The organism is Alteromonas algae (assembly GCF_049117195.1).
Lineage (GTDB): Bacteria > Pseudomonadota > Gammaproteobacteria > Enterobacterales > Alteromonadaceae > Alteromonas.
The window spans coordinates 404,825-428,436 of record NZ_CP185260.1; the positions used below are offsets into that span (position 1 = coordinate 404,825).

At 45.0% G+C, this 23,612-nt stretch carries 15 protein-coding genes; 8 read left to right on the forward strand and 7 right to left on the reverse strand.

From position 1 onward, the window contains the following. The first annotated feature begins 16 nt into the window (after window positions 1-16). Both ggt and ACOJRU_RS01780 read left to right on the forward strand, forming a co-directional pair. The gene (gene ggt, locus ACOJRU_RS01775; RefSeq protein ID WP_421133355.1) at window positions 17-1,711 is read left to right on the forward strand and encodes a gamma-glutamyltransferase; all 1,695 of its coding nucleotides are present in this window, start codon (window positions 17-19) and stop codon (window positions 1,709-1,711) included. A gap of 79 nt (window positions 1,712-1,790) precedes the next feature. After that, window positions 1,791-2,717: a Dyp-type peroxidase gene (locus ACOJRU_RS01780; RefSeq protein ID WP_421133356.1), complete on the forward strand. Its 927-nt coding sequence runs from the start codon at window positions 1,791-1,793 to the stop codon at window positions 2,715-2,717. Here ACOJRU_RS01780 and ACOJRU_RS01785 read toward each other — a convergent pair. From ACOJRU_RS01785 to ACOJRU_RS01800, 4 genes are all read right to left on the reverse strand, one after another. Then, window positions 2,711-3,796, reverse strand: coding sequence for an adenylate/guanylate cyclase domain-containing protein (locus ACOJRU_RS01785; protein WP_421133357.1), 1,086 nt, complete (start codon window positions 3,794-3,796; stop codon window positions 2,711-2,713). The genes ACOJRU_RS01780 and ACOJRU_RS01785 overlap by 7 nt on opposite strands. An 18-nt stretch (window positions 3,797-3,814) precedes the next feature. Further along, the gene (hemL, locus tag ACOJRU_RS01790) at window positions 3,815-5,095 is read right to left on the reverse strand and encodes a glutamate-1-semialdehyde 2,1-aminomutase (RefSeq protein WP_421133358.1); all 1,281 of its coding nucleotides are present in this window, start codon (window positions 5,093-5,095) and stop codon (window positions 3,815-3,817) included. A 4-nt stretch (window positions 5,096-5,099) separates the two neighbouring features. Further along, on the reverse strand, window positions 5,100-6,113 hold the full coding sequence (locus ACOJRU_RS01795; protein WP_421133359.1) for an aspartate carbamoyltransferase: 1,014 nt from the start codon (window positions 6,111-6,113) through the stop codon (window positions 5,100-5,102). Window positions 6,114-6,208: 95 nt separating this feature from the next. Next, entirely contained in the window at window positions 6,209-6,850 is a 642-nt protein-coding gene (locus ACOJRU_RS01800) for a TetR/AcrR family transcriptional regulator (RefSeq protein WP_421133360.1), read from the reverse strand. Between the two features lie 139 nt (window positions 6,851-6,989). Between ACOJRU_RS01800 and ACOJRU_RS01805 the strand changes: the two genes are divergently transcribed. The 3 genes from ACOJRU_RS01805 to ACOJRU_RS01815 all read left to right on the forward strand — a co-directional run bounded on the left by ACOJRU_RS01805 (window position 6,990) and on the right by ACOJRU_RS01815 (window position 12,174). Continuing rightward, a complete protein-coding gene (locus ACOJRU_RS01805; RefSeq protein ID WP_421133361.1) occupies window positions 6,990-8,132 on the forward strand; it encodes an efflux RND transporter periplasmic adaptor subunit in 1,143 nt (380 codons plus the stop codon). Next, window positions 8,129-11,257, forward strand: coding sequence for an efflux RND transporter permease subunit (locus ACOJRU_RS01810; RefSeq protein ID WP_421133362.1), 3,129 nt, complete (start codon window positions 8,129-8,131; stop codon window positions 11,255-11,257). The genes ACOJRU_RS01805 and ACOJRU_RS01810 overlap by 4 nt, the downstream gene beginning before the upstream one ends. A gap of 218 nt (window positions 11,258-11,475) precedes the next feature. After that, entirely contained in the window at window positions 11,476-12,174 is a 699-nt protein-coding gene (locus ACOJRU_RS01815; protein ID WP_421133363.1) for a DUF2982 domain-containing protein, read from the forward strand. Window positions 12,175-12,293: 119 nt separating this feature from the next. Here the strand turns inward: ACOJRU_RS01815 and ACOJRU_RS01820 are convergent, their stop codons facing one another. Then, entirely contained in the window at window positions 12,294-15,419 is a 3,126-nt protein-coding gene (locus tag ACOJRU_RS01820) for a 7TM diverse intracellular signaling domain-containing protein (protein WP_421133364.1), read from the reverse strand. A gap of 281 nt (window positions 15,420-15,700) precedes the next feature. Further along, window positions 15,701-17,188, reverse strand: coding sequence for a sucrose phosphorylase (gene gtfA, locus ACOJRU_RS01825; protein WP_421133365.1), 1,488 nt, complete (start codon window positions 17,186-17,188; stop codon window positions 15,701-15,703). A 473-nt stretch (window positions 17,189-17,661) separates the two neighbouring features. Here gtfA and parC point away from each other — a divergent pair, with 473 nt between their 5' ends. The 3 genes from parC to ACOJRU_RS01840 are packed head-to-tail and all read left to right on the forward strand — an operon-like array spanning window position 17,662 to window position 22,707. Next, window positions 17,662-19,950: a DNA topoisomerase IV subunit A gene (parC, locus tag ACOJRU_RS01830; RefSeq protein ID WP_421133366.1), complete on the forward strand. Its 2,289-nt coding sequence runs from the start codon at window positions 17,662-17,664 to the stop codon at window positions 19,948-19,950. A gap of 60 nt (window positions 19,951-20,010) precedes the next feature. Further along, entirely contained in the window at window positions 20,011-20,547 is a 537-nt protein-coding gene (locus tag ACOJRU_RS01835; RefSeq protein WP_421133367.1) for a heme NO-binding domain-containing protein, read from the forward strand. A 9-nt stretch (window positions 20,548-20,556) separates the two neighbouring features. Continuing rightward, window positions 20,557-22,707, forward strand: a complete 2,151-nt coding sequence (locus ACOJRU_RS01840) for a putative bifunctional diguanylate cyclase/phosphodiesterase (protein ID WP_421133368.1) — start codon at window positions 20,557-20,559, stop codon at window positions 22,705-22,707. A 79-nt stretch (window positions 22,708-22,786) separates the two neighbouring features. Here the strand turns inward: ACOJRU_RS01840 and ACOJRU_RS01845 are convergent, their stop codons facing one another. Further along, complete coding sequence (locus tag ACOJRU_RS01845) at window positions 22,787-23,593, reverse strand: DUF1338 domain-containing protein (RefSeq protein WP_421133369.1); 807 nt, start codon at window positions 23,591-23,593, stop codon at window positions 22,787-22,789. Window positions 23,594-23,612: the final 19 nt, after the last annotated feature.

Genomic DNA, 23,612 nt, shown 5'->3' on the forward strand with positions numbered 1-23,612 from the left:
TATTTGGGGAACCACCATGCTACTGCGCGCGCTTTTGTTACTTTCAATAGGATATGTTGCTGTCATTGGCAATGTATCGGCTTACGACAGAATAACCGGCGAGCCCTTTGCCAGTCGCTCAGAAGTAATCGCTCAAAACGGCATGGCAGCAACCAGTCAACCGTTAGCAACGCAAGTTGCGCTTGATATCCTGAAGCAAGGTGGCAGTGCGGTTGATGCAGCCATTGCAGCCAATGCGATGTTAGGTCTTGTCGAACCTACAGGAAGCGGGATTGGCGGTGATTTGTTCGCCATCGTGTGGGATGCTAAAGAGAAAAAGCTCGTAGGGTTAAATGCGTCAGGCCGTTCACCACGCCAACTAACCAAGTCTGTCTTTGCTGAGCGGGGCGTAAATAAAATCCCTAAGTTTGGTCCTCTGCCGGTATCGGTTCCTGGCGCTGTGGATGGTTGGTTTGCACTACACGATAAATTTGGCAAGCTACCCATGTCGACGCTACTGACGCCTGCCATCAAATATGCGCGCAGCGGGTTTCCTGTCAGTGAGTTAATTGCTTATTACTGGCAAATGAACACTGACAGAATTGGGCATTACGATGGGTTTGCGGATACCTTCTTACTCAATGGTAAAGTGCCCAAAAAAGGCGATATTTTTAGAAACCCAGGTTTGGCAGTAACGTACGAAAAAATTGCCACCGGAGGGCGAGATGCCTTTTATAAAGGCGATATTGCACGAACCATTGATGCGTACATGAAAACGCAAGGCGGTTTTTTGTCATATCAAGATTTAGCGTCTCATACCTCCGAATGGGTAGAGCCGGTGTCTGCTAACTATCGTGGATATGATGTGTGGGAATTACCGCCAAATGGACAGGGTATAGCAGCCTTACAAATCCTCAACGTATTAGAGCGTTACGACATTGAAGGTATGGGGTTTGGTTCAGCGGATTACATTCACACCTTCGTCGAGGCTAAAAAGCTGGCATTTGAGGACCGCGCTAAATTTTATGCCGACCCTGACTTCAACACTATCCCCGTTGATTGGCTTATATCTAAAGAGTATGCCGCTAAGCGACAAGCACTAATCGATGAGGATAACGCGTCCAAACGCATTGATGCGGGCATTTATGAAGGTGACACTATTTATCTCACGGTGGCGGATAAAGACGGCAACATGATCTCACTTATCCAGAGTAACTACCGCGGTATGGGCTCGGGCATGACTCCTCCAGGCTTAGGCTTTGTTCTTCAAAATAGGGGGGAGATGTTTACCTTACAAGAAGGCCATTTTAATGAGTATCGTCCAGGAAAGCGTCCATTCCACACCATCATACCTGCATTTGTCACGCGTAATGGAAAGCCGTTAATGAGCTTTGGTGTAATGGGAGGAGGTACACAACCTCAGATGCACGCGCAAATTATCGTCAATATGCTTGATTTTGGCATGAATTTACAAGAAGCGGGCGACGCGCCCCGTATTCTTCATAGCGGTTCAAGCAGTCCCACGGGCGATTTAATGATGGATGGCGGCTACATAAGCTTAGAATCGGGCTTTAGTGAAAAGGCTCAGCGTGAATTGATGGAGCGAGGCCACACATTACAACGGGTTGTAGGGGCATTTGGAGGCTACCAGGCAATTGTGTGGGACGATAAACGAGGTGTATATTTTGGTGCATCAGAAAGTCGAAAAGATGGACAAGCTGCTGGCTATTAGACACACTTAGGAATAAGACCGTTAGGCGAGTCGCTTGCTGTCACGCCGTTAGGGTAAATAGACAATAATAAGAGTCCCGATGACACAACCACAAAAAGGAATATGTGCCGAGCCAAATTTGCATGCACAGTACTTACTGCTGAATGTCGTGGATGATGACAGTGAAGCCGTGCGGGCAAAATTATCTCGGGTATTAGACATATTCGAACATTTCGAAAATGAGCATTATGAAGCCATGGTAACGGGTGTGGTTGCTATTGGTACCGGCTATTGGAACGATGTTTATCCCGGTTTGATCCCAATAGAGCTAGCGCCTTTTCCTGATATGCAATGTGAGGACCGAAGTGCGCCTACCATGCCGTGTGACTTGTTTATTCAAATTCGAGCTGACCGTTTAGATATTTGCCATGCGATTGGTATCGAAGTAATGGATTTACTTCGTTTGCACGTTGAATTAGTTGAACAAATAAGAGGGTTTCGCTATTTGGACGGCCGAGATCTAAATGGTTATTTATATGCCGCCGATAACCCAAGAGGCATGAAGCGACGCAACGTTGCCATCATCGGTGAAAATGACCCAGATTTTAGCGGCGGTAGTTACCTTCATGTTCAACGCTATCGGCACGACCTTCGCCGGTGGCATAGCCTTTCCACTCGCCAGCAAGAGCAGGTGATGGGAAAAACTCAAGAACACAATCTGGATAGCGCAGAATGCTCAGCTTCCTCCCATAGTGTTCGTGCACATGGTACAAGCTCAGAAGGGGGCGAAGTCGAGTTGATAAAACAAGGTATGCCATATGGCGATATGGCATCACAGGGGCTGTTCTTTGTTTGCTGCAGTGCTAGCGCCAGACCTTTTAAGGCCATGTTACACAGCCAAATTTATGGTAATGGGGAAGGCGACTATGATCGCTGGTTAGATTTTACGAGTGCGGAAACCGGAGCGGCGTTTTTTGCGCCATCTGTCACCTTTATTCGCAACCAAGCAAAGCGCGTTGACTACTGAATATTAAGCGCACCGTCCCAGTCATTAGCAAGGTCCATATTGCGATATATCTTGCAGACTTCAATGTGGTGCTTTACTAACAAATCGTCAGGGTTGATCGTTAACGCCGCGTTAAAGTGCGCAATTGACTCGTCCCATTGTTTGTTGATCCTACATGCCAAGCCAGCAGCAATCTTGGTTTGTACTGAATAGCGAATGTCCTGCTCTGCTTTGGGCAGATGGCTAAGGATTTCGTATATTTCAATAGGTGCTTCACGCCCTTTTACCCTGACCCAATCCAACAAGCGCGTTTTAATTGGAAAGTCTGCACCGATGGTTTGAAGTACTTGAGCGCTAACAATAATGTCGGCATTATATTTGGTGGTTAACGACTCTAGTCTAAACGCAATATTAACGCTATCACCGATAACAGTGGTATCCATTCTATCGTCTGAGCCTACTGTACCTAAAATCACCGGGCCAAAATGAATGCCTACCCCCACGTTTATAGGGTCGTATCCACTATTTCCTCTGTGCTTGTTATAAATACCTAAGGCTTTACGCAAATCAAGGGCTGCATTGAGCGCATCGACGGCTTTCTCTTTAGCTGAACCGCCTGGGTGGTCAAATAAGGCCATAATGGCATCGCCAATAAACTTATCAATAAAGCCTTGGTTTTGATGGATAGGGTCGTTCATTCGCAAAAAATAAGAATTTAGAAAATTCATTAATTCTTGCGGCCGCATCTTTTCCGAAAGGCCTGTAAAGCCTCGAATGTCGCAGAACAAAATGGCCACTTCGTCCTCATCGGCATGGCCTAACTCAAGCGAATCAGACCCTTTTTTAGCGATGTGATCGACAAACTGTTTGGGAACGAATTTCTGAAACGTTTGCGACAAACGAAGGGCTTCGTCAGCGGTAGCTTGGAAACGCTTTTCTTTTTCATCCAGCGTCTCGATGTGGATACGCTGTATGTTGGAATGGTTTTGCGCTTGTTTATCGTTGTGCTGGCGACGCTGCGCCACCAGCACTGCAGTGACAACAACGCTGTATGCACTTACCAAAAATAAGAAAGTCAGTAACCAGTCGTTAAATGTCACAGTCGTGTCCAATAATACTTATAGTGTGGCAAACACTTTGTCTGCCGCTTCCAATGTTTTCGCAATGATGTCTTTGTCATGGGCTTTAGAAACAAAGCCAGCTTCGTAAGACGCAGGCGCTAAATAGACACCTTCATTCAGCATGCCGTGATAAAACTTGTTAAATTGTTCAGTATTACAATTGATGGCTTGCTGGTAGTTCGTGACTCGTTTAACGTCGGTAAAGAATAACCCAAACATACTGCCAGCAACATTAGTACTTAGTTGTATGCCATGTTTGTCAGCAAGTGCTTGCATGCCATCTACCAACGCTTGTGTGTTTTCGAAGATACTGTCGTACAACCCTTCTTGTTTTATCTGGTTCATTGCGGCTAGACCCGCAGCCATTGCAACTGGGTTGCCTGATAGCGTACCTGCTTGATAAACCGGTCCGGTTGGCGCGATATGCGTAATTATTTCTTTTTTACCGCCAAAACATCCCACTGGCATGCCGCCGCCAATGACTTTTCCTAAGCAGGTTAAATCTGGCTTAACACCATACTTTTCTTGGGCGCCACCACGTGAAACACGAAAGCCTGTCATTACTTCATCAAAAATCAGCACGCTTGCATACTGGTCACAGACTTCGCGAAGCCCTTCCAGAAAGCCTTCTACTGGCGGAATGCAATTCATGTTGCCTGCAACGGGCTCGACAATAATGCATGCGATGTCGTCACCATGCTCTTCGAACACCGCTTTTACGCTATCAATGTTGTTATACTCTACCGTAAGCGTGTGTTCTGCAACGTTTGCGGGCACACCCGGCGAGCTTGGAACGCCTAAGGTTAATGCGCCAGAACCTGCCTTAACAAGCAACGAGTCAGCATGCCCATGATAACAGCCTTCAAACTTCACAATTTTGTTTCGACCCGTGTACCCTCGAGCAAGTCGTATGGCTGACATAGTGGCTTCTGTACCCGAGTTCACCATGCGCACCATTTCCATCGACGGTACTAATTGGCTTACCGTTTCAGCCATAATAACTTCAGCTTCAGTCGGCGCACCAAATGACAAGCCGTTAAATGATGCTTCAATGACAGCTTTACGTATAGCAGGGTTATTGTGACCTAGCACCATCGGTCCCCACGATTGGATATAATCGATATATTGCTTACCATCAACGTCCCACATGTATGGGCCATCTGCTTTGGTAATAAAACGAGGGGTTCCACCTACGGCTTTAAATGCACGTACGGGTGAATTTACGCCGCCAGGGATAGTTTTTTGTGCTCTTGTAAAAAGTACTTCAGATTTTTGCATGAAATTATTTACTCTTATTGCTGTGCCACACCACGTCGCGCTCATATTTTGAAAGCAGCTTCTCTACGCCTAATGTAAGGGCGAATAAAGCCATACGAACAAGAACGCCATTGTCAGTTTGTCTGAAAATAGCAAGGTTAGGGTTTAAATTTAAGTCGTTATCGAGTTCGTTGGCTTCCATACGAGAATCTCTCGGAAGTGGATGCATGATCACAGTTTTAGATTGAAAATGGCGCGTGTAAATGGCTTGATTTAAGCGAAATTTACCACGGTATTTATTTGCTTCTTCTTGAGACGGAAAGCGTTCTTCTTGAATGCGGGTTTGGTAGCAAATATCCGCATCCATGTTGCCTTCTAATGTCTCGGTAATCGTAAGTTGATGACCCGCGTTTTCAATGGCATCGATAACCGGCTGCGGCATCGCCAACTCTTTTGGGGAAATTAGCGTAAAACGTACGTTTTTGTATAGACAAAGCAAGCGAGATAACGAATGTACGGTTCTGCCATAGCGCAAATCACCAATCATTGCGATGTGTAAACCGTCAATACCTTGGCCGCTATATTCTAATTCGCGCTTTATCGTAAATAGGTCAAGAAGCGCTTGCGTTGGATGTTCGTTGGCGCCGTCACCGCCATTTATTACGGGAACTCGGCTTCCTTCAGCAAATTCGGCCACCGAGCCTGCAGAGGGGTGACGCATAGCGATAATATCAGAATAACCACTGAGCACCCTTGCGGTATCGTAAAGCGATTCGCCTTTCGCTAACGCAGAGCTCGACATTCCCGTTGTTTCACGTACTTCCCCACCCAGTAAGTTAAACGCGGTGCCAAAGCTGACACGTGTCCTAGTACTGGGTTCGAAAAATAAGTTTCCGAGTATGGCACCATCTAACACAGTGGTGCGCTTTTCTCGGCGAGCGTAGGGTTTCATAGAGTCAGCTACTGAGAATACGCGCTCAATAGCGTCACGATCGAATTGATTAACAGATAGGATGTGGTTGCCGGTAAAGTTAAACATATGTCACTCAATCATCAACGAAAACGCGCGTAGTGTATAACATTAGATAGATGATGTAATCAATTCCACGCATCAGATTGCGATGAGGGTGCGGCTTACTTTATATAGTGATTAAACAGTAACGATATTTTATCTACTGCAGCACTCACATGTTCGAACAAGGCAGCTCCTAACAGCGGGGCTTGGATGCCGCATAGCATCATTGTGTGGTGTTCAGCTTTTAGTAATGCGCAAAAATCAACGGCCAGTTGGTTCGCTATAGGCTGACTAATACGCCCTTTGCCATAGTCGTAAATAACATTACTTAGCACCACTAATGACGACTCAGGTCCCGCTTGATAAAACAACTTGGCAACATGCGCATTGTTGCCAGCTTCAGCAATGATTACGCGAAAAATGGCGATGGTTTCAGGATCTTGCAATAACTTAATAAACTGTGTGCCAACCTTACTCATACACGCTTCAAAGCTTACGTCGCTTGTGGATACCGTATCGATATGTTGTGTATCGAGTTGATATGATTGGCATTTTGATTTAATTGCAGCTTGGAACAAGGTATCTTTACTGTCGAAATGAGAATAAACGGTTTGTTTAGATACGCCAGAGGCTTTTGCTACACTGTCCATAGAAGTATTAGCGAAGCCTTCCTGTAAAAACAGCGATGACGCCGCGTTGAGGATCAAACGACGCTTTTCTTCGCTCTTTGGGCGGCCTTGACGTTTTGTGGGTTGATCCATGCTTTTATGAGTCCACTTCGATACATCGTGTTGTGTCTAGTTTGAAAATTATTAATAATCAAACTGGACGGTCTAGTATTTATAGACTAGCATGGCGATGATAATATGACAAACTGACTGGTACGGTTAAGGAATTTAAATGACGGTCGACGTTCAATCTACTAAGCCAAATCGCCTAGCGCTTATTACTGCGGTTATCGCCCTTTTTGTTGGGCTTGTCATATTGCTGTTAGCCGCAGGCGTTAGCAGTGCTACCGATGTTTCTCTTGAACAGCAGCCAACCGCTGTTACCACCAGTCGTGTAAAAATCCAGTCTAGTTTTGAAACCCCAGTTAATATTTTCGGATTAATTGAGTCGCCGAAATCAACAGACCTTGCGTTTGATGTGGGTGGACAGCTCATTGATATCACCGTTGATGAAGGTGATGTGGTGACCAAAGGACAAGTGGTTGCCAAGCTCGATAGCGACAGGCTGAGTGCGCGGCTACTAGAATTGAACGCATCGTTAAAGCGGGCAAATGCCGACCTAACGCTAGCGCAATTAAGTAACAGCAGGACAAAAACGTTAGTAGACAAAAAGCTCGAGTCAGCACAGCGTCTTGATGAAGCCAATGCCAGTGAGTCGGTGTCTAGAGCGCAAGTGGCAGAAATAAAAGCGGCTATTAACAGCGTTAATGTAGAACGAAGTAAAACGACACTTACTGCGCCTTTCGACGGTATTGTAAATTCTCGTACTGTCGATGAAGGCAGTGTAGTGAGTGCAGGTGCTCCATTATTAGGCATTACCAGTGCAGAACTTTATCAGGCGCGATTTGCCGTGCCAGCAGACATCATTGACCAGTTCGCACAAGACGAGCCGGTGCTTATTCGTGTAGGCGATAACGATGTTGCAGGCACAATCAGTCAGTTACTTCCTGTGCGTAACAGGCAAACGAGAACCGTTGATATTTTAGTTACCCTAAACGATAACAGTCGCGTACGCCCTGGTGATATGGCGGTGCTATCCGGGCTTCGAACACACAATAAACGGGGAAGTTGGCTGCCAATCGATGCGCTAAGCAACGGCCTTCGCGGATTGTGGCGTGTATTTGTATTACCTGAAGGTAATGGCAGCGGTATACAGGCGCGTATTGTCGAGGTTATCTACACCGATGGCGCTAATGCGTTTGTACGTGGTGCATTAAGTGACGGCGAACTTTTCATTACGAACGGTACGCATAAGCTGGCACCCGGCCAAATGGTGTCTGTGAAACAGGGAGAAGTGCCTGGAGCACTGAAATGAACCCGCAATCGCACGACACAACTAAACCCTACCCATGGTACACACTATTTTACCGTCGTGGCCACCTACTGGCGTTAAGCCTTATTATATTAATTGTTGCGGGTATATCGGCATTGGGCTCGTTGCCACGACTTGAAGACCCACGAATTGATACCCGAAATGCACTGATTATTACGCCTTATCCTGGCGCTTCCGCCGAACGTGTAGAAGCGCTAGTCAGCGATGTTATTGAGGATCGCCTTCGAGAGATTTACGAGATAAAGGAAGTTAAATCAACCTCCCGTTCTGGCATTTCCGTCATTCTTATTGAAACCCAAGATTGGATAGATAATACCAGTAACGAAGAGTTGTTCAGTGAAATACGTGATGCAATAGGTGCAGCCTCTGCTGATTTCCCAGAAGGGGCTATGTCGCCTATTTTTGATGAAAAGCGCGGTGCCACCGCGTTTACACTGCTTTTATCATTAAAGCCTGAACATCCAGATACCACTCCCATCACGCTTACCGGCCGCTTAGCGCAAGAGTTGACCGACCGGTTACGAAACGTGAACGGTACCGAGCTAGTAAGAATTTATGGTGAGCCTAATGAAGAGATAAGCGTCAGTATCGACCCTATCAAGCTTGCTGCCACCGGGCTTACGTTAGGCCATGTCAGCAATATTATTAAACAAGCCGACCCTAAATTACCGGCAGGCATGCTAGATAACGCAAGCAGTAACCTTCGATTTTCTGTTGCTCAGGGCTTAAGTGGTATCGATCAAATTGCCTCTATTCCGCTGTTAAACCAAAACGGTCGCTATCTGCGTGTTGAAGACATTGCGAATGTTGAACGAGGGTATGCATCACCGCGTAGTGAAATAGCCCTTCTTGATGGTGAAATGACGATTTTAGTTGCAGCCAGAATGCAGCCTTCTCTGCGTTCTGATGTCTGGACTGCTGACGCGCTTAATATCGTCGATGCGTTTAATCGGGATTTCGCAGGTACCGTAACGGCTACCATTGCATTCGAACAAAATGAATATACTGCCGAACGTTTGTCGGGGTTGTCCATCAACCTGTTGATGGGGTGTGCGGTGGTCATGTTGGTTATTTTGCTTTTCATGGGCTTTAGGGCTGCGTGGATAGTGGGCTTAGCGCTACCGTTATGTGCTGCCTTTGCATTGTTTTCCCTTAGCTTTTATAACGAACAAATACACCAAATGTCGATTTTCGGTATGATTATCGCCATTGGCCTACTTATCGATAATGCGATTGTTATTACCGATGAGATACGCATTAACTTGAAAGACAAAGCCCTTACGCGTGTTGGGGCGATGGCAAAGAGTGTGTCGCATTTATTCGCGCCGCTGTTAGCGTCAACGCTTACCACTATTCTAGGTTTTATGCCTATTTTCCTATTAAACGGCAACATAGGTGATTTTGTGGGGCCAATTGCAATTAGTGTGGTTATGGCATTAATTGGGTCTTTGTTTATCTCACTGACGATTATTGCAGCGCTTGCGGCTCGCTTTCTGCCGCGAGGTGAAGAACTCGCAAACAAAACCCACTGGTGGCAGGTTGGTATTCAAGCCCCGCGCTTAAGTCATGCATTTAGTGTTCAGTTGGGTCGCTGGATTAAAATGCCGGTACTCGTACTGCCCTTCGTTATTATTTTGTGTATATCTGGCTTTGTACTTTCTAGCCAACTGGCCAGCGTATTCTTCCCCAGTGCAGATCGTGATCAATTTGAGGTGTACCTATGGACGAAAGACGGCAGTAGCATTGAAAATACGGCGCGCTTTACTAAAGCCGTTGACGATGTCATTCGGGACAAGGCCAACGTTGAGCAAGTGAGTTGGTTAATCGGTGGTTCGGCACCATCGGTTTATTACAACCAAATGATGGTGCGCGATAATATGCCGAACTTCGCCAATGCGGTGGTGACCACCACGACCGTTGAGGATGCCGCTGCATTAGTCGGACAGCTGCAGCGAGAGCTTGATGATGATTTTCCCGAAGTACAAATTGTGGTGCGCTCATTTGGTCAAGGACCACCTATTGCTGCCCCTGTTGAAGTGGAGATCTTAGGGCCTGATTTAAATGTGCTGAACGAATTGGGTGAGCAAGTGCGCCGTTTAATGTCTGAAGTTGATGGCATCACTCAGTCTACTGCGAGTATTACGATGGGCGAGCCCGAATTAAAGCTTAATGCAGACAGTGACCATCTCTCTTATTTAGGCGTGTCGCTTTCAGAACTCGCTAATCAAATGCAGATTAACTTTTCTGGTCTTACTGGGGGCTCGGTGCTTGAAACGACCGAGGAAATTCCTGTACGAGTGAGACTGGAAGAAAGCTTCAGACGGAACGTTGCAGGCGTCGATGCAATGCCTATCCCTGTGCCAGGAGAGAATGAAATAGCGTGGTCACCACTGGCGGCAGTCAGCACCTTGTCTTTAATCCCCTCGGTAAGCAGTATTACGCGGCTAGACGGCGAGCGACTAAACCGTATTCAAGCCTATTTGTTACCCGGCGTGCCGCCTATTGACGCCAGCAATACGTTACGACGTTTGTTAGAGTCACAGCTTGTGTTGCCTGAAGGATACCGTTTACATTTCGCGGGTGATGCAGATGAACAAAAGCAAGCGATGGGACAGCTAGGAACCTATGCCCCCGTGCTACTTGTGCTGATGATAACAACACTTATTCTTACGTTTACTAGCCTTCGCATGGCCAGTGTGATTGTTATGGTGGCGGTCTTGTCAGTTGGCCTTGGTATGCTAAGCCTATGGATTTCTGGGTTGCCGGTAGGATTTAACCCTTTACTTGGGTGCGCAGGGTTAATTGGCGTAGCAATTAATGGGTCTATCGTTGTCATTGCTGCTATCAACGCTAACCAAGACGCCAAGCGGGGTGACACCAAAGCCATTGTCAAAGAAACAATGGGGTGCAGTAGACATATATTATCAACCACTTTCACCACGGTTGGTGGGCTTGTACCGCTACTCTTATTTAGCGATGGAAGCTTCTGGCCTCCATTAGCCGTTGTGTTAGCCGGTGGTGTTGGTTTCTCTGTCATCTTGTCATTAGTATTCACACCCACGATTGTCGCTGCGTTTCAGCGTTATCGCCATCGTCACGACGCATGAGGTAAAAACGCGTAAGACAAGTTGATTTAGTATATTGCGTTATCAATGGGTAAACTAAGCCAACCTTAGTTACGTATAACGAATCATGCAAAGTAAACAAAAAATGGCTCCAGCGAAAAAACGAGGTGTGTGGTCGTATTGGCAAACCGACTGTAAGGTGTGCCAGCGAATACGTCTTTATATAGTGTGGGCCATTATTATGTTGGTAGTGTATTTCTATGTCTGGCAATAATTACGAATCAATTTTAATCAGAGCATCTGCTAAAAGTAACGGTATCACCAGTATGGTGATTGGCGCCGTCGGGCTTTTCATTGCGTTTTTATGCTTTGTGTTGTTACCTGAGTGGCTCTTTTTAGCCAGTATATTTATTACTAGCGCCTCACTGATTGCGATGCTTATTGGGTATTTTAAAATACGCGAGCCGGCGCATAGCTTAGAAATCACTAAAGAAGCTATTATTTATCGACATCGCTTAGGGCAGTGGCATATTGATTGGGATAACTTGCAACGGGTTGATAGGCCTCGGGTAAGACAAGGGCTTGAGCATGTCGGATTAGAAACGATAGGCTTTAAAATTAAAGACTATCAACGTTTTCTTAAAGATATATCTCCTCGACTAGCAACCCATTTGCTTATGGAACAACGCCCGCTGTTGCTGCATAACACCGACGATGCTAATTGCTCAACAGGAAGCTGTTACGAGCAGTCAATGTTTGATGATAATCATTTTAAGTTGAGCGACGGTACGATGCTGACCGGCATAAAAGCAATGCTTGGACACAGAATGACAGAGCTTCGTCGCAGGTTGGGCTACGACATTTATATTGCTACATCGGAAATAGACAGAAGCCCTGAATCATTTGCAGCGCTTATTGCCGAATGTAAAGAAGCTAAAGCGCAGGAAAGCCTGTCGTAACATTCTGCAATCGATATTTGTATAAGCGCGCAGGTGTTGCCCTAAAAGGCGATAAATAGTGTTATTTACTGCAAATAACACGGTGAATCACCTGCGCCAGCCCCACCACGTCTATCTATTCACATTTGCAAAAACTGCCTACCTTCTCTAGACACATTTTCTGCCTCTTCCATTAGCGTTGGTAAATGTTCTGATAAAAGAAAATGTCTGCCTAGCTTCAATGCTTGCTCTAGCTCATTAGCTAAATGTTGAAGTCGAGGCGTACCACAGTAACAGGTGCCACCATGCAGTTTGTGCACTTCACTTTGCAGTTCTTGATAGTCACGCTCTTCCCATAATCTATCAAGTGTCGCGATGGTAGATGGCAGCAATGAAATTAAGTCATTGAGTAGTTCTCTAGCGGCCCCTACATTATTATTGGTACGTTTTAACGCAAGCTGCCAGTCAAGTGTTGGTAGTATGATGGTCGAAGGCTCAGCGTTGTTGCACCATGTTTTTATCAAGTCAATGAGTGAGCCGGTTTCTATGGGCTTGGGAAGGTAATCGTCCATACCTGATGAGAGCAGCCGGTCTTGTTCTTCTTTAAACGCGTGAGCGGTAACTGCAATAATAGGCGTGCCGATGTTCAGCGGGGTTTGCCTTATTTCACGCGACGCCTGTAACCCGTCGATACCCGGCATTTGTACGTCCATTAAGATAAGGTCGAATTCTTGCATTTGACACCTGTCGATAGCGTCTTGTCCACTCGTAGTGGTGGTAAGCGTTACTGGCGAGTCGTCAAGCCAAGTATGCAGTAACTTCAAATTCATATCCATATCGTCAACGGCCAGCACGCGCGCCTTTGGAAGCGCAGCAATACTTTTTTGTAGTGGATTGCGTACCGGCGCGCTTTTACTGCTAACGATTTTGTCTAACTTGGTTAATGTCATTGGCATTCGCATATGCATTAAAAAATGTTCAGACAGACTGGGGTAGCGCGCATAAGGGTCTGAGCCTGAGTACCATAGAATACGTTTTTGTGCATTAAAGCGAACAAACCGATTCAAGTAATTTTCACGTAAATGTGACTTACTGACAGGAATCGTTGCCATGAACACATCAACAGAAGCAGTAAGGGTTTCAAGAAACGCAAGACTCTCTACCGATGTAACCACCGCACCTAGATGACTCAACATAGAGGCACTGGCGCGACGCGTTGCGGGTATAGGATCGAAAATCACAACATGCTTACCTGCCCAGTCAGGGTCGGTCACCGGCGAGTATTTTTGACTCAAATTATTTAGGCGTAACGTAACGGTAAACGTTGAGCCAAGTCGTGGCGTGCTTTTCAGCGTTAGGTCGCCACGCATCAAACGCACAAGCTCTTTACTGATGACAAGGCCCAGCCCTGTTCCTTGATAGTTGCGATTCAATGCATCATCAACCTGAGAAAAGGCATTAAACAGCTTTTTGCGGTCTTGGCGGCTGATACCAATACCCGTATCTTCAACCACTATCTCTAATTCATGGATGCCATGAGGAAGCGCTCGCCCTTTCACACAAAGGGTAATGGTGCCTGTTGATGTGAACTTTTGCGCATTGCTGAGCAAGTTATTTAATACTTGCCTAATCCTAAACATGTCTCCAATGAGTTTTTCAGGCAGTGGACCTAGGTCAAATACAAACTCTATTTTTTTACCATGGGACGACTTCGCCATAATGGTGACCATTTCTTCTAGTAACTGATTTGGAGAGAATGGTTGGCTACTAATTTGAAGTTTGCCGGCCTCAATTTTTGAAAAATCGAGTATGTCATTAACAATAGTAAGCAGATTGTCAGCCGCGGTATTTACAATTCTTACTTGCTCTGATTGTTCAGACGGAAGCGAGGCGTTGGTTAATTCACGGCTAAATCCTAAAATGGCATTCAGTGGTGTGCGTATTTCATGGCTCATGTTTGCTAAGAATTGCGACTTAACATTACTGGCTTTTATTGCATCTTTTCGTGCAATATCGAGTCGAGCGTTCTGCTCCTCTATCAATTCCATATTGTTGCGTAAATCGTTGGTGGCTTGTTCGACTTCCAATTGCAGTTGGCTACGACTTTTTTCCATAAGAGCAAAAGAGAATAAGGCCGACTCTAGGAATACACCGACTTGGAAACAGTAGGTTGTAAAGTCATTCGAGGGAAAAATACCTATGAGGCTGAGCATACCAATAATGGCACCAGCAGCTAGCATCGTCCAAGCAAAAATAAAGTATCGCGCAGGGCGGAAATGATTAAAAAAGGCTTCAAAACCTGCGTATATATAGCTACATATCGCAATGAGTCCCACACCATAAACGAGATTGTTCTTCCATATTGCAGGGAGTACATCAAAGAAACTTACAAAACCTACAAAGCCTTGGATAACCAGCAATGCAGTGATGATTGGATGGATGTTGGTCGCATTCTTTCGGGTTTCTAAAAAGCTAATGGTAAACAAACCCGAACATATACCGATAATGACGAAGATGAGTTCTGTGTGGTTCACCAGCCATGCTGGAATGCCATTGCTAAAGAGCATATGAATATGACCGCCCCACACAAACTGCCATAAAATCACGGCAAAAATATAGGTGACGTAAGCAATTAAACTGTTTTCTTTTACCCCAAAAAAAAGCACAAAATTATAAACCGCAAGAATCAGTAGGCCACCGTAAAACAAACCCCACACTAAGCTATCTAACTGAAAGTAATTGCTGTGGATAGTTTCTGGTTGTATGCGTAGTGGTGTAATCAAGCTTGATGATTTGCTTTCAATACGGATATATAAATCGGCTTGTTCCGCGTTATCGAGTGCTACTCGAAATGTGGGTACCCTAAACAACTGGTCTTGTTGGGCTTTACCTTGATGACTTTGGGAGACTACGCGACCATTTTGTACAAGATAAAAATCAACGCGATCGAGCTGGCTGAAGTTTATCGAGAATACCCAGTTTTTTTGGGTACTTACGTTAGATATTGACGTAAGAAGCCACATGCCGTGATTTCTAAAACCAAAGTTAGGGTTACTGTTTGCATGAATTCTAAAGTCGTTTCGACGATTGGTGACATCTGAAATAGAGAGGGGAAGGTCGCTTTCAAACAGGTAATATAACGAGTCAGACAAATCGTGGGTCTTGTCCTCGTTAAACAGTTGTTCTACATGCTGAGCTTGAACAGAAGTGACAAGCGAGGCCATAACAGAGATGGCAAAAATAAGGATAAGTCGAGTTAACCGCATCTTTATACATTTATTCTTAGTGATGGGGTATTAAAGCACTGTGCGAATCATTGTACAAATAATAGAAACACAAGAAATTGAAACTAAGGCTGTGGGTAACCGTGTTAATACGGTTACCCATCGTGCAACGAAAAATTCGCGCGATAGCATTTTCATTAGTTGCGTCGCACTGTCGTGTGACACCATCATCTAGAAAGCGCGCAGTTTCGTCGTTACGTCGGTTTTTTCGTGACTACAACGTAAGGTCACTGCGCGTAAAGATAAGTGGGTAGGTTACGTTGTTAAACAGCCAATAACGACGCAAGGGTTATAACAGAGCGTGTTCCCTCTTCAGTAAGATGAATAGATGCTTCCAAGGTATCCATGTCTACATGTAGGTGAGCATGTGCATCATTGTTATCCCAGCTTAATGTAAGGTTGTTGTTTACGTAACTAACGTTAAACGTGCCATCAAACGCCTTGTTGGTGTTTCGTAACGTAATAAGCGCTATTAAGCCCTTCACAACTGGCTTTTCAAGCGCAGCGTCTATGTCGGTATCAGTTAAATATGGCCTATTAATGTCTCTACCGACGTTCGTTTTACTAAGTAGCGCCATGTCGTTTGTCGCTGCAACTAATCCACCGTAATAAACTTGAGGAATTCCTGGGCTGAAAAACTGAATGGCTCTGGCCAGTAAATACTGCGCATCGCTTTGTCCTAGTGCATCATAGTAAGTACAGTTTATTTGATACAAATCTACATTACTGGCAGCAGCACCGGTGGCTTTTCTAGACTCATCTTTTGAATTGGTGTGAATTTGCTCCACCAAGTTATCAATTTGTGACTCGGTTAGTAACCCTGCTTTATCGCCGCTAGCACCGACATCAACAATACCAATGCCATCATGGGTGTCTAATACCGTGAAACAGTTACGCGGTGATATTGATAACCAATGAGACAACGCACTGGCGTCTTTACTAAATAGGGTATGCAGTACAAGTGGCGGTAGTGCAAAGTCATAGACGCTATCGCATCGAGAGGCAATATCAATTTGGGTCTGATAATGGCTGTGAATTTCTACTAGGCACTGCATGCCCATGTTTTTTGCACGCTGGCTTAGCGACTCGATAAACGCAAACGTTTCTTCTAACATGAAGCAATTAGAGCCGGCACGCTTAATGGCATAACCCGCAGCATCGAGGCGAATTAGGTCAACATTGTTATCAGTGAATGCCTGTAAAATTGATGAAAGGTAGTGCTTTCCAAGGTCAGATTCAACATCAATATCTATTTGGTTGGCAGTGAAAGTGGTCCAAAAAGGTACAGTTTCGCCGCCGGCAACATTATAGTCGGTAAAAAATGGCGTAGGTCTAGGACGAAATACGTTGGCAATCTGTTCAGCAATATCGCTGTCGTCTTTGTCACCGAAAACGTCTTGCTTAGTGAGAAACAACGGCCAATAGTCCGACTTTTTTCCATGCGCCAATACATCTAAAAACGGTTTGCTTTGCGCGGACATGTGATTAACGATCAGGTCAGACATAATATTCATCGAATGACCAATTTGCTTAACGTCATCCCATACGCCAAGGCGCTTATCAACCGCAGTATGGTCGATAGGATCGAACCCTGCATCTTCGCCGTCATAAGGATAGTAAAAGGGGAGTATGTGTACACCTTTAAAAAGCCCCGATAGCTTTCCATTGAGTAGTGCGTAAAGACCGGTCATTGTGCCGTCGCCAAATCTATCGGCATAGGTGATTAATTGAACGCCATTGCGTATAGACATAGTAATTCTCCCAATAACAAACAGTGCAGCGTGGAAATCTATTGAATTAACGCTGAGTGATGCTTTTTACGTTGCAAATTAAAGTGAAGCTTTAACTGTTAAGAGTCATCATGTCGCGTCGTATAAAACATTAACTTAATCGATTAAGTTAAGGTAGCAACGATTTCGCCATTTGTAAATAAATTGTTTATGGATGCGGCATGGATTGGCATTAGCCATTAAATAGATTGCCTAAAAATGGCAGCCACTGTCCGTCGTAATACCGCCATTATTTTATGCGTACGCGAGGACATTGCGAAAGTCTGCCGTATACCCCACAATAGTGCTATAACCCCATGTTTTCTGGCATATCACTCTTGCTATGAAAGACGCAATGAGACATTGTAAGGGGGCACGGAATTCAAGCATGATGTTACTTTGCTAACACGTGCACACGCGCTAAATTTTGCACAATAACAAAACGAAAAAATATTATGAGCGACGAGATCACAATTAACCGCGACGGTATAGAACAACTGCCGCTTAGGCGTTTCACTGAAGATGCCTATTTAAATTATTCCATGTACGTCATTATGGATAGGGCACTACCGCATATCACTGATGGGTTAAAACCCGTGCAGCGGCGAATTATTTATGCCATGTCCGATCTCGGTTTAAGCGCTAACGCAAAGTACAAAAAGTCAGCAAGAACCGTAGGTGACGTGCTTGGTAAGTTTCATCCGCACGGCGACTCAGCGTGTTACGAAGCAATGGTGCTTATGGCACAACCGTTCTCATATCGCTATCCGTTGGTCGATGGGCAAGGTAACTGGGGAGCGCCAGATGATCCTAAGTCTTTCGCAGCCATGCGTTATACCGAAGCTAAACTTTCTCGTTTCTCAGAAGTGTTATTAGACGAACTTGGCCAAGGTACTGTCGACTGGGTTCCCAACTTTGACGGCACGCTAGAAGAGCCTAGTATGCTTCCCGCACGTCTACCTCACATTCTATTGAATGGGGTAACCGGTATCGCCGTTGGGATGGCGACCGACATACCGCCACACAATGTGCGTGAACTGGCGAATGCTTGCGCCATGCTGTTAGACAACACGAAAGCTGAATTACACGATGTGTTAGAGCATGTTAATGGGCCTGATTACCCGACAGAAGCCGAAATCATTACGCCGAAATCCGATATTAAAAAGCTTTACGAAACGGGTAAAGGCTCTATCAAGATGCGAGCCGTTTTCTACGAAGAAAGCGGGGACATTATTGTTACTGCCCTTCCTCACCAAGCGTCAGGCGGCAAAATCTTAGAACAAATTGCTGGGCAGATGCAGGCGAAGAAACTGCCAATGGTGAGTGATTTACGTGATGAATCAGATCATGAAAACCCGACCCGCCTGGTTATCACACCTCGCTCTAATCGCGTTGATACAGCGCAACTTATGCAACACTTATTCGCCACAACCGACTTGGAAAAAAACTACCGTGTTAATTTGAACATGATTGGTTTAGATGGTCGTCCGAAGGTAAAAGATTTAAAAACGATATTGTCTGAATGGCTTGTGTATCGAAAAGATACGGTAACAAGGCGTCTTCAATATCGTCTCGATAAAGTATTGGCGCGCTTACATATTTTAGAAGGTCTTCTGATTGCCTTCTTAAATATCGACGAAGTGATTGAAATTATACGCACTTACGATAAGCCCAAAGTTGAGCTTATGTCGCGTTTTGGGCTCAGTGAAAAACAAGCTGAGGCAATTTTAGATTTAAAACTGCGCCATCTCGCAAAGCTTGAAGAAATGAAGATTAAGGGCGAGCAAGATGAACTTGCCGCTGAGCGAGACAAACTTCAAACCTTATTGGGCTCTGATAGACGATTAAAAACGTTGATCAAAAAAGAGATTTTAGCGGATGCAGAAAAATACGGTGATGATCGTCGCTCACCCATTATTGAGCGTGGCGAAGCCAAAGCGTTATCTGAAAAAGAGTTAGTGCCGGCAGAATCGGTAACGGTCGTCATCTCAGAGAAGGGGTGGGCGCGATGTGCCAAAGGCCATGACATCGACGCAGAAGGACTCAGCTATAAATCAGGCGATGGCTACTTATCCAGTGCTGAAGGTAAAAGTAATCAGCCCGCTGTATTTATGGATACCTCAGGGAGAACGTTCTCCTGTGATGCACATAGCCTTCCCTCTGCAAGAAGCCAAGGTGAGCCGCTAACCGGGCGATTTAACCTTGTGGGCGGTGAAAACTTTGAATATGTCATCATGGCACAGGACGACACTAAATTCTTAATGGGGTCTGATGCGGGTTACGGGTTCGTGGGTACGTTCAGCGATATGGTGAGTAAAAATAAAGCTGGTAAAGCCTACCTGTCGCTGCCAAAAAGCGCAAAAGTGATAAAACCGCAAGTTGTCACTAACCCTGAAGAAGATTGGTGTTTATCAATTTCCAATGAGGGAAGAATGTTGCTATTCCCACTGCGCGACTTGCCAAGCCTTGGTAAAGGTAAAGGTAATAAATTAATGAATATTCCAAGTGCCAAGGCGCAATCGCGAGAGGAATACATAAAAGTATTGGCAGTGGTGCCCAATGGTGCATCAATAAAAGTCGCCGCGGGTAAACGCAGCATGACATTAACCGCAGACGATTTAACGCATTATCAGGGTGAAAGAGGGCGAAGAGGTAATAAATTGCCGAGAGGTCTTCAGCGTGTCGACAGTGTCGTTGTTGAACACAGTGATAATGTGGCAGAAAATAAATCGCTAGAGGAATAGTATGAGTTGTTCTTATACTCCAATGGTCTACACTTTAAATAATTACTTCTAGGGGCTTATATGCTTGGTATCGTTTTTACATCGCTCATCGATATGCTTGAGGAAAAGGTGTCGCCAGATTTTGCTGATGAGGTAATTGTTGAAGCTGAACTTCAAAACGATGGTGCTTACACCGCAGTAGGGTATTACCCGTTTGAAGAAATGCAAAAAATGGTCGGCATACTGGTAAAGAAAACGGGTAAGTCAGCCAATGAGCTTTTACACGATTTTGGGTTCTATCTGTTCGGCAAGTTATCGGCAGCGCATGGCAGCGTGTTAGCGAATACTGACAGCCTGCTTCAAATGTTAGAGCACCTCGACGGCGATATTCATGTTCAGGTAAGAAAGCTTTACCCTGACGCTGACCTTCCACGGTTTAAGGTTATGTCGCGCACCGATAATGCGATGGTATTGCAATACTACTCTGAACGAGATTTATACGCGCTTGCAGAAGGCCTCATGGATGCAGCTGCCGAGTACTATGGCGTGACCGTTGAGCGAGAGCTAAGAACCTTAAGTGCGCCTCATACTTACGAGTTTAGTCTTTCCGTAACATAAAGGATTTGTGTGTCTAACGAACATGTTTTAGAACAGCTTGAGCAACTTGAACGTCGAGTGAATCGAGAGAAAGAAGCTCGTCATCACGCCGAAAAGCTGCTTACTGAAAAATCCGAAGCATTATATTTAAAACTAACTGAAACTCAGCAGTTACGAAAAAATCTAGAGCTAGCGCTCTGGGCGTCACAAGAGTCTTTTTGGAGCTGGCGTGCTGATACGGATATCATGGATATTCGCTCTTATTCTCTGCATTCTGAAAGTGTTTCCACCTGGTCTGGCACACTAATAGCGCTGCTGGAGCGGGTCCATCAGGAAGATATTGAAAACCTTCAGTTTCATTGGGCAATGGCATTGCATGGTAAACGAGATCGAATAGAGTTTTCATTTCGCTTAAACATTCAAAATGAATTTCAGTGGGTACGTTTACGAGGCCGCGTACTTGAACGTGGAAAGTCTGGTGAAGCGCTGCAAATTGTAGGAACCACTAAAGATATTACACAACAGCGTAAGGCCGAGCAGTCATTTCATTTAATGGCATCTGCTTTTGCGAGTTCTCGCGAGCCTATGCTTGTTCTCTCACCTAACTTACTTATCACTGAATGTAATGAAGCCTTCATCAACATGATTGGTGCGGCGATGAAAGATAAATGTTTAGGTATAGACTTTAACGCCTTGTTAACGGCAGAAAAAGTAGACGTCGCTCATCTAGAAAGTGCAAAGCAGCAGCGGTTTGAGTCAAAGGTAAGGATGTTAAGCGGTGATGAAAAAGCCGTTGATATATCGGTCGCGTTATTCGAGACCTACCTTCAATCTACCTCTTATCTCATTGCTACTATGCGTGATATTAGCGACCGAAAAGCGAATGAAGCGAAATTACGTCAACTGGCCTTATATGATGATTTAACAGGCCTCTCAAATCGAAATGCATTGCGAGAGAGCCTCGCGGCCTACGCTGAGGCTGAAGAACCCTTTCTGTTAGTGTTTGTTGATTTAGACGGTTTTAAAGCAATCAACGACAACGCAGGGCATGAAAGCGGTGATATTGAGCTGCAACGCGTTGCTAAGTTATTGAAAAGTACGTTTGGTAGCGTTGGTGAGGTTGGACGATGGGGAGGCGATGAGTTTATTGCTGTCCTCCCGAATATCGACATGCAAGAAGCGGTCGAAAAAGCGACCCATCTTATCGAGTTAATTGAAGAAGATACCATTAGCGCCTCACGTATCGAGCTTAAGCTATCTGCAAGCATAGGTATTGCGCAGTACCCAGCGCACAGCAACAGCATTGAAGGGGTAATTCAAAGCGCTGACGCAGCTATGTATCAGGCAAAAACACAGGGTAAAGGGTGTGTTTTCGTTTATGAGGATGGGCTGTACGAAAGTATGGCTAAGCAAGTTACGCTGGTTAACAGTTTACAACGGGCGGTAGAAAACCATCTACTCGACTTTTACATTCAGGGGAAATATGACAACACCGGTCAGCTTAAAGGAGGGGAAGTGCTCTGCAGGTGGATATCCGGCCTGCACGGCGTGGTGAGCCCTGGCACGTTTATTCCCATTGCGGAAGAGTATAATTTTGATGGACAAATAGGGCTTCAAGCGCTTGAAGCCGCCTGCGACTATATATCGATAATGGAGTCTCAACAGGGGTACGCGATCCCGCTTTCGATTAACGTGAGCGGTAATCAAATACTAGATACGGGTTTTCCAGCCATAGCGTCGGCGATATGCGCAGAAAATCATGTCAGCCCGAGCATGATAGAAATTGAATTAACCGAGTCCATTCTCATTAGAGATGAAGACGCGGCACTCTCTGCACTAAATAACCTTCGGCAGGAAGGTTTTAGGCTGTCGCTGGACGACTTTGGTACTGGGTTTTCATCATTGAGCTATTTGCGAAGTTTTCATTTTGATGTTGTCAAAGTGGATAGAAGCTTGATTCGAGATATACATCTAAGCAGTAAAGCGAATGCACTGTTTAATGGTGTAGTGACAATGTTAAAAAGCTTGAATATTGAGGTAGTGGTAGAAGGGGTTGAAATAGAGTCTTACTTGCCTTTTATGCACCAAGCTGACATCACGCTAATGCAGGGGTTTTATTTCGACAAGCCTATGCCCTATGAGCAATTTATCGCTCGCCATATTACGCGCGCAGCACGATAACGACACTATAGGTTTATTGGGGCGAAGTGCACGTACCGTATCTTGCGAGATTACGCACTACATCCGCCCCGTCATTACACTACTTTATGTTTGTGCTTTCAAAAATCTTATCAGCTGATGCTGCAACAAACCCTTGGTAACGCTTACCATTAGGCATGTTATAACGCTGTGCAAATTCGTAAAAACAACTTGGAATAGCAATTGTTTCTGAACCAAAATCTACATCGGCACGATCGGCCATCGTAGATGATTGTGCTAAAAATACGTCTGGACCACCTTTAATCTCGCCTCCAGAAGTATTAAGTACAAAGCCAGCTTCTTTCAACAACGTGTTCACGTCAGTAAGTTCATCAGTGCGTGCTAAGTGATTTACACTTACCGTAAAGTGGTTTGCTCTAAATCCCCATGCTGCAAGCCATGCCGCATATTCAGATTCATTTAGCAATGTATCATATTGCGCTTTGGTGACGTCCCAGTGACGGCCTGAATACAAGAAATTATCCGCACTAACAACGTTATCGTTCATTTGCGCAACGAGGTCGTGAATAATAGCCTGTGCATCGTCAGACAATTCGTGAACGCGAAGTTCGCTGATAAATACCTTAGGTTTGGTATCGTCAGCGTGCTCGAAGTGCTTCGCAGTAAGCTTTTTTGCCTCAAAATCATAGTCGCCTTTTTCTTCGTAACCTAATGCGAGAAAATGTGCAGCAAGCTTATCTAACGACGTTTTGTCTAAGGCAAACGTTCTAAAGGCAACGTGGTCATTGACGATATCGTTATTATTTTCTTCACCGGCAAGCAGCATATGAATTTTATGTGCTGATGGGGTAATAGAAACATAATTGTCCCACATATTAGAAAATAACGTATCAATATTGCTATGCATGAAAGTAAATCCTTGTTGT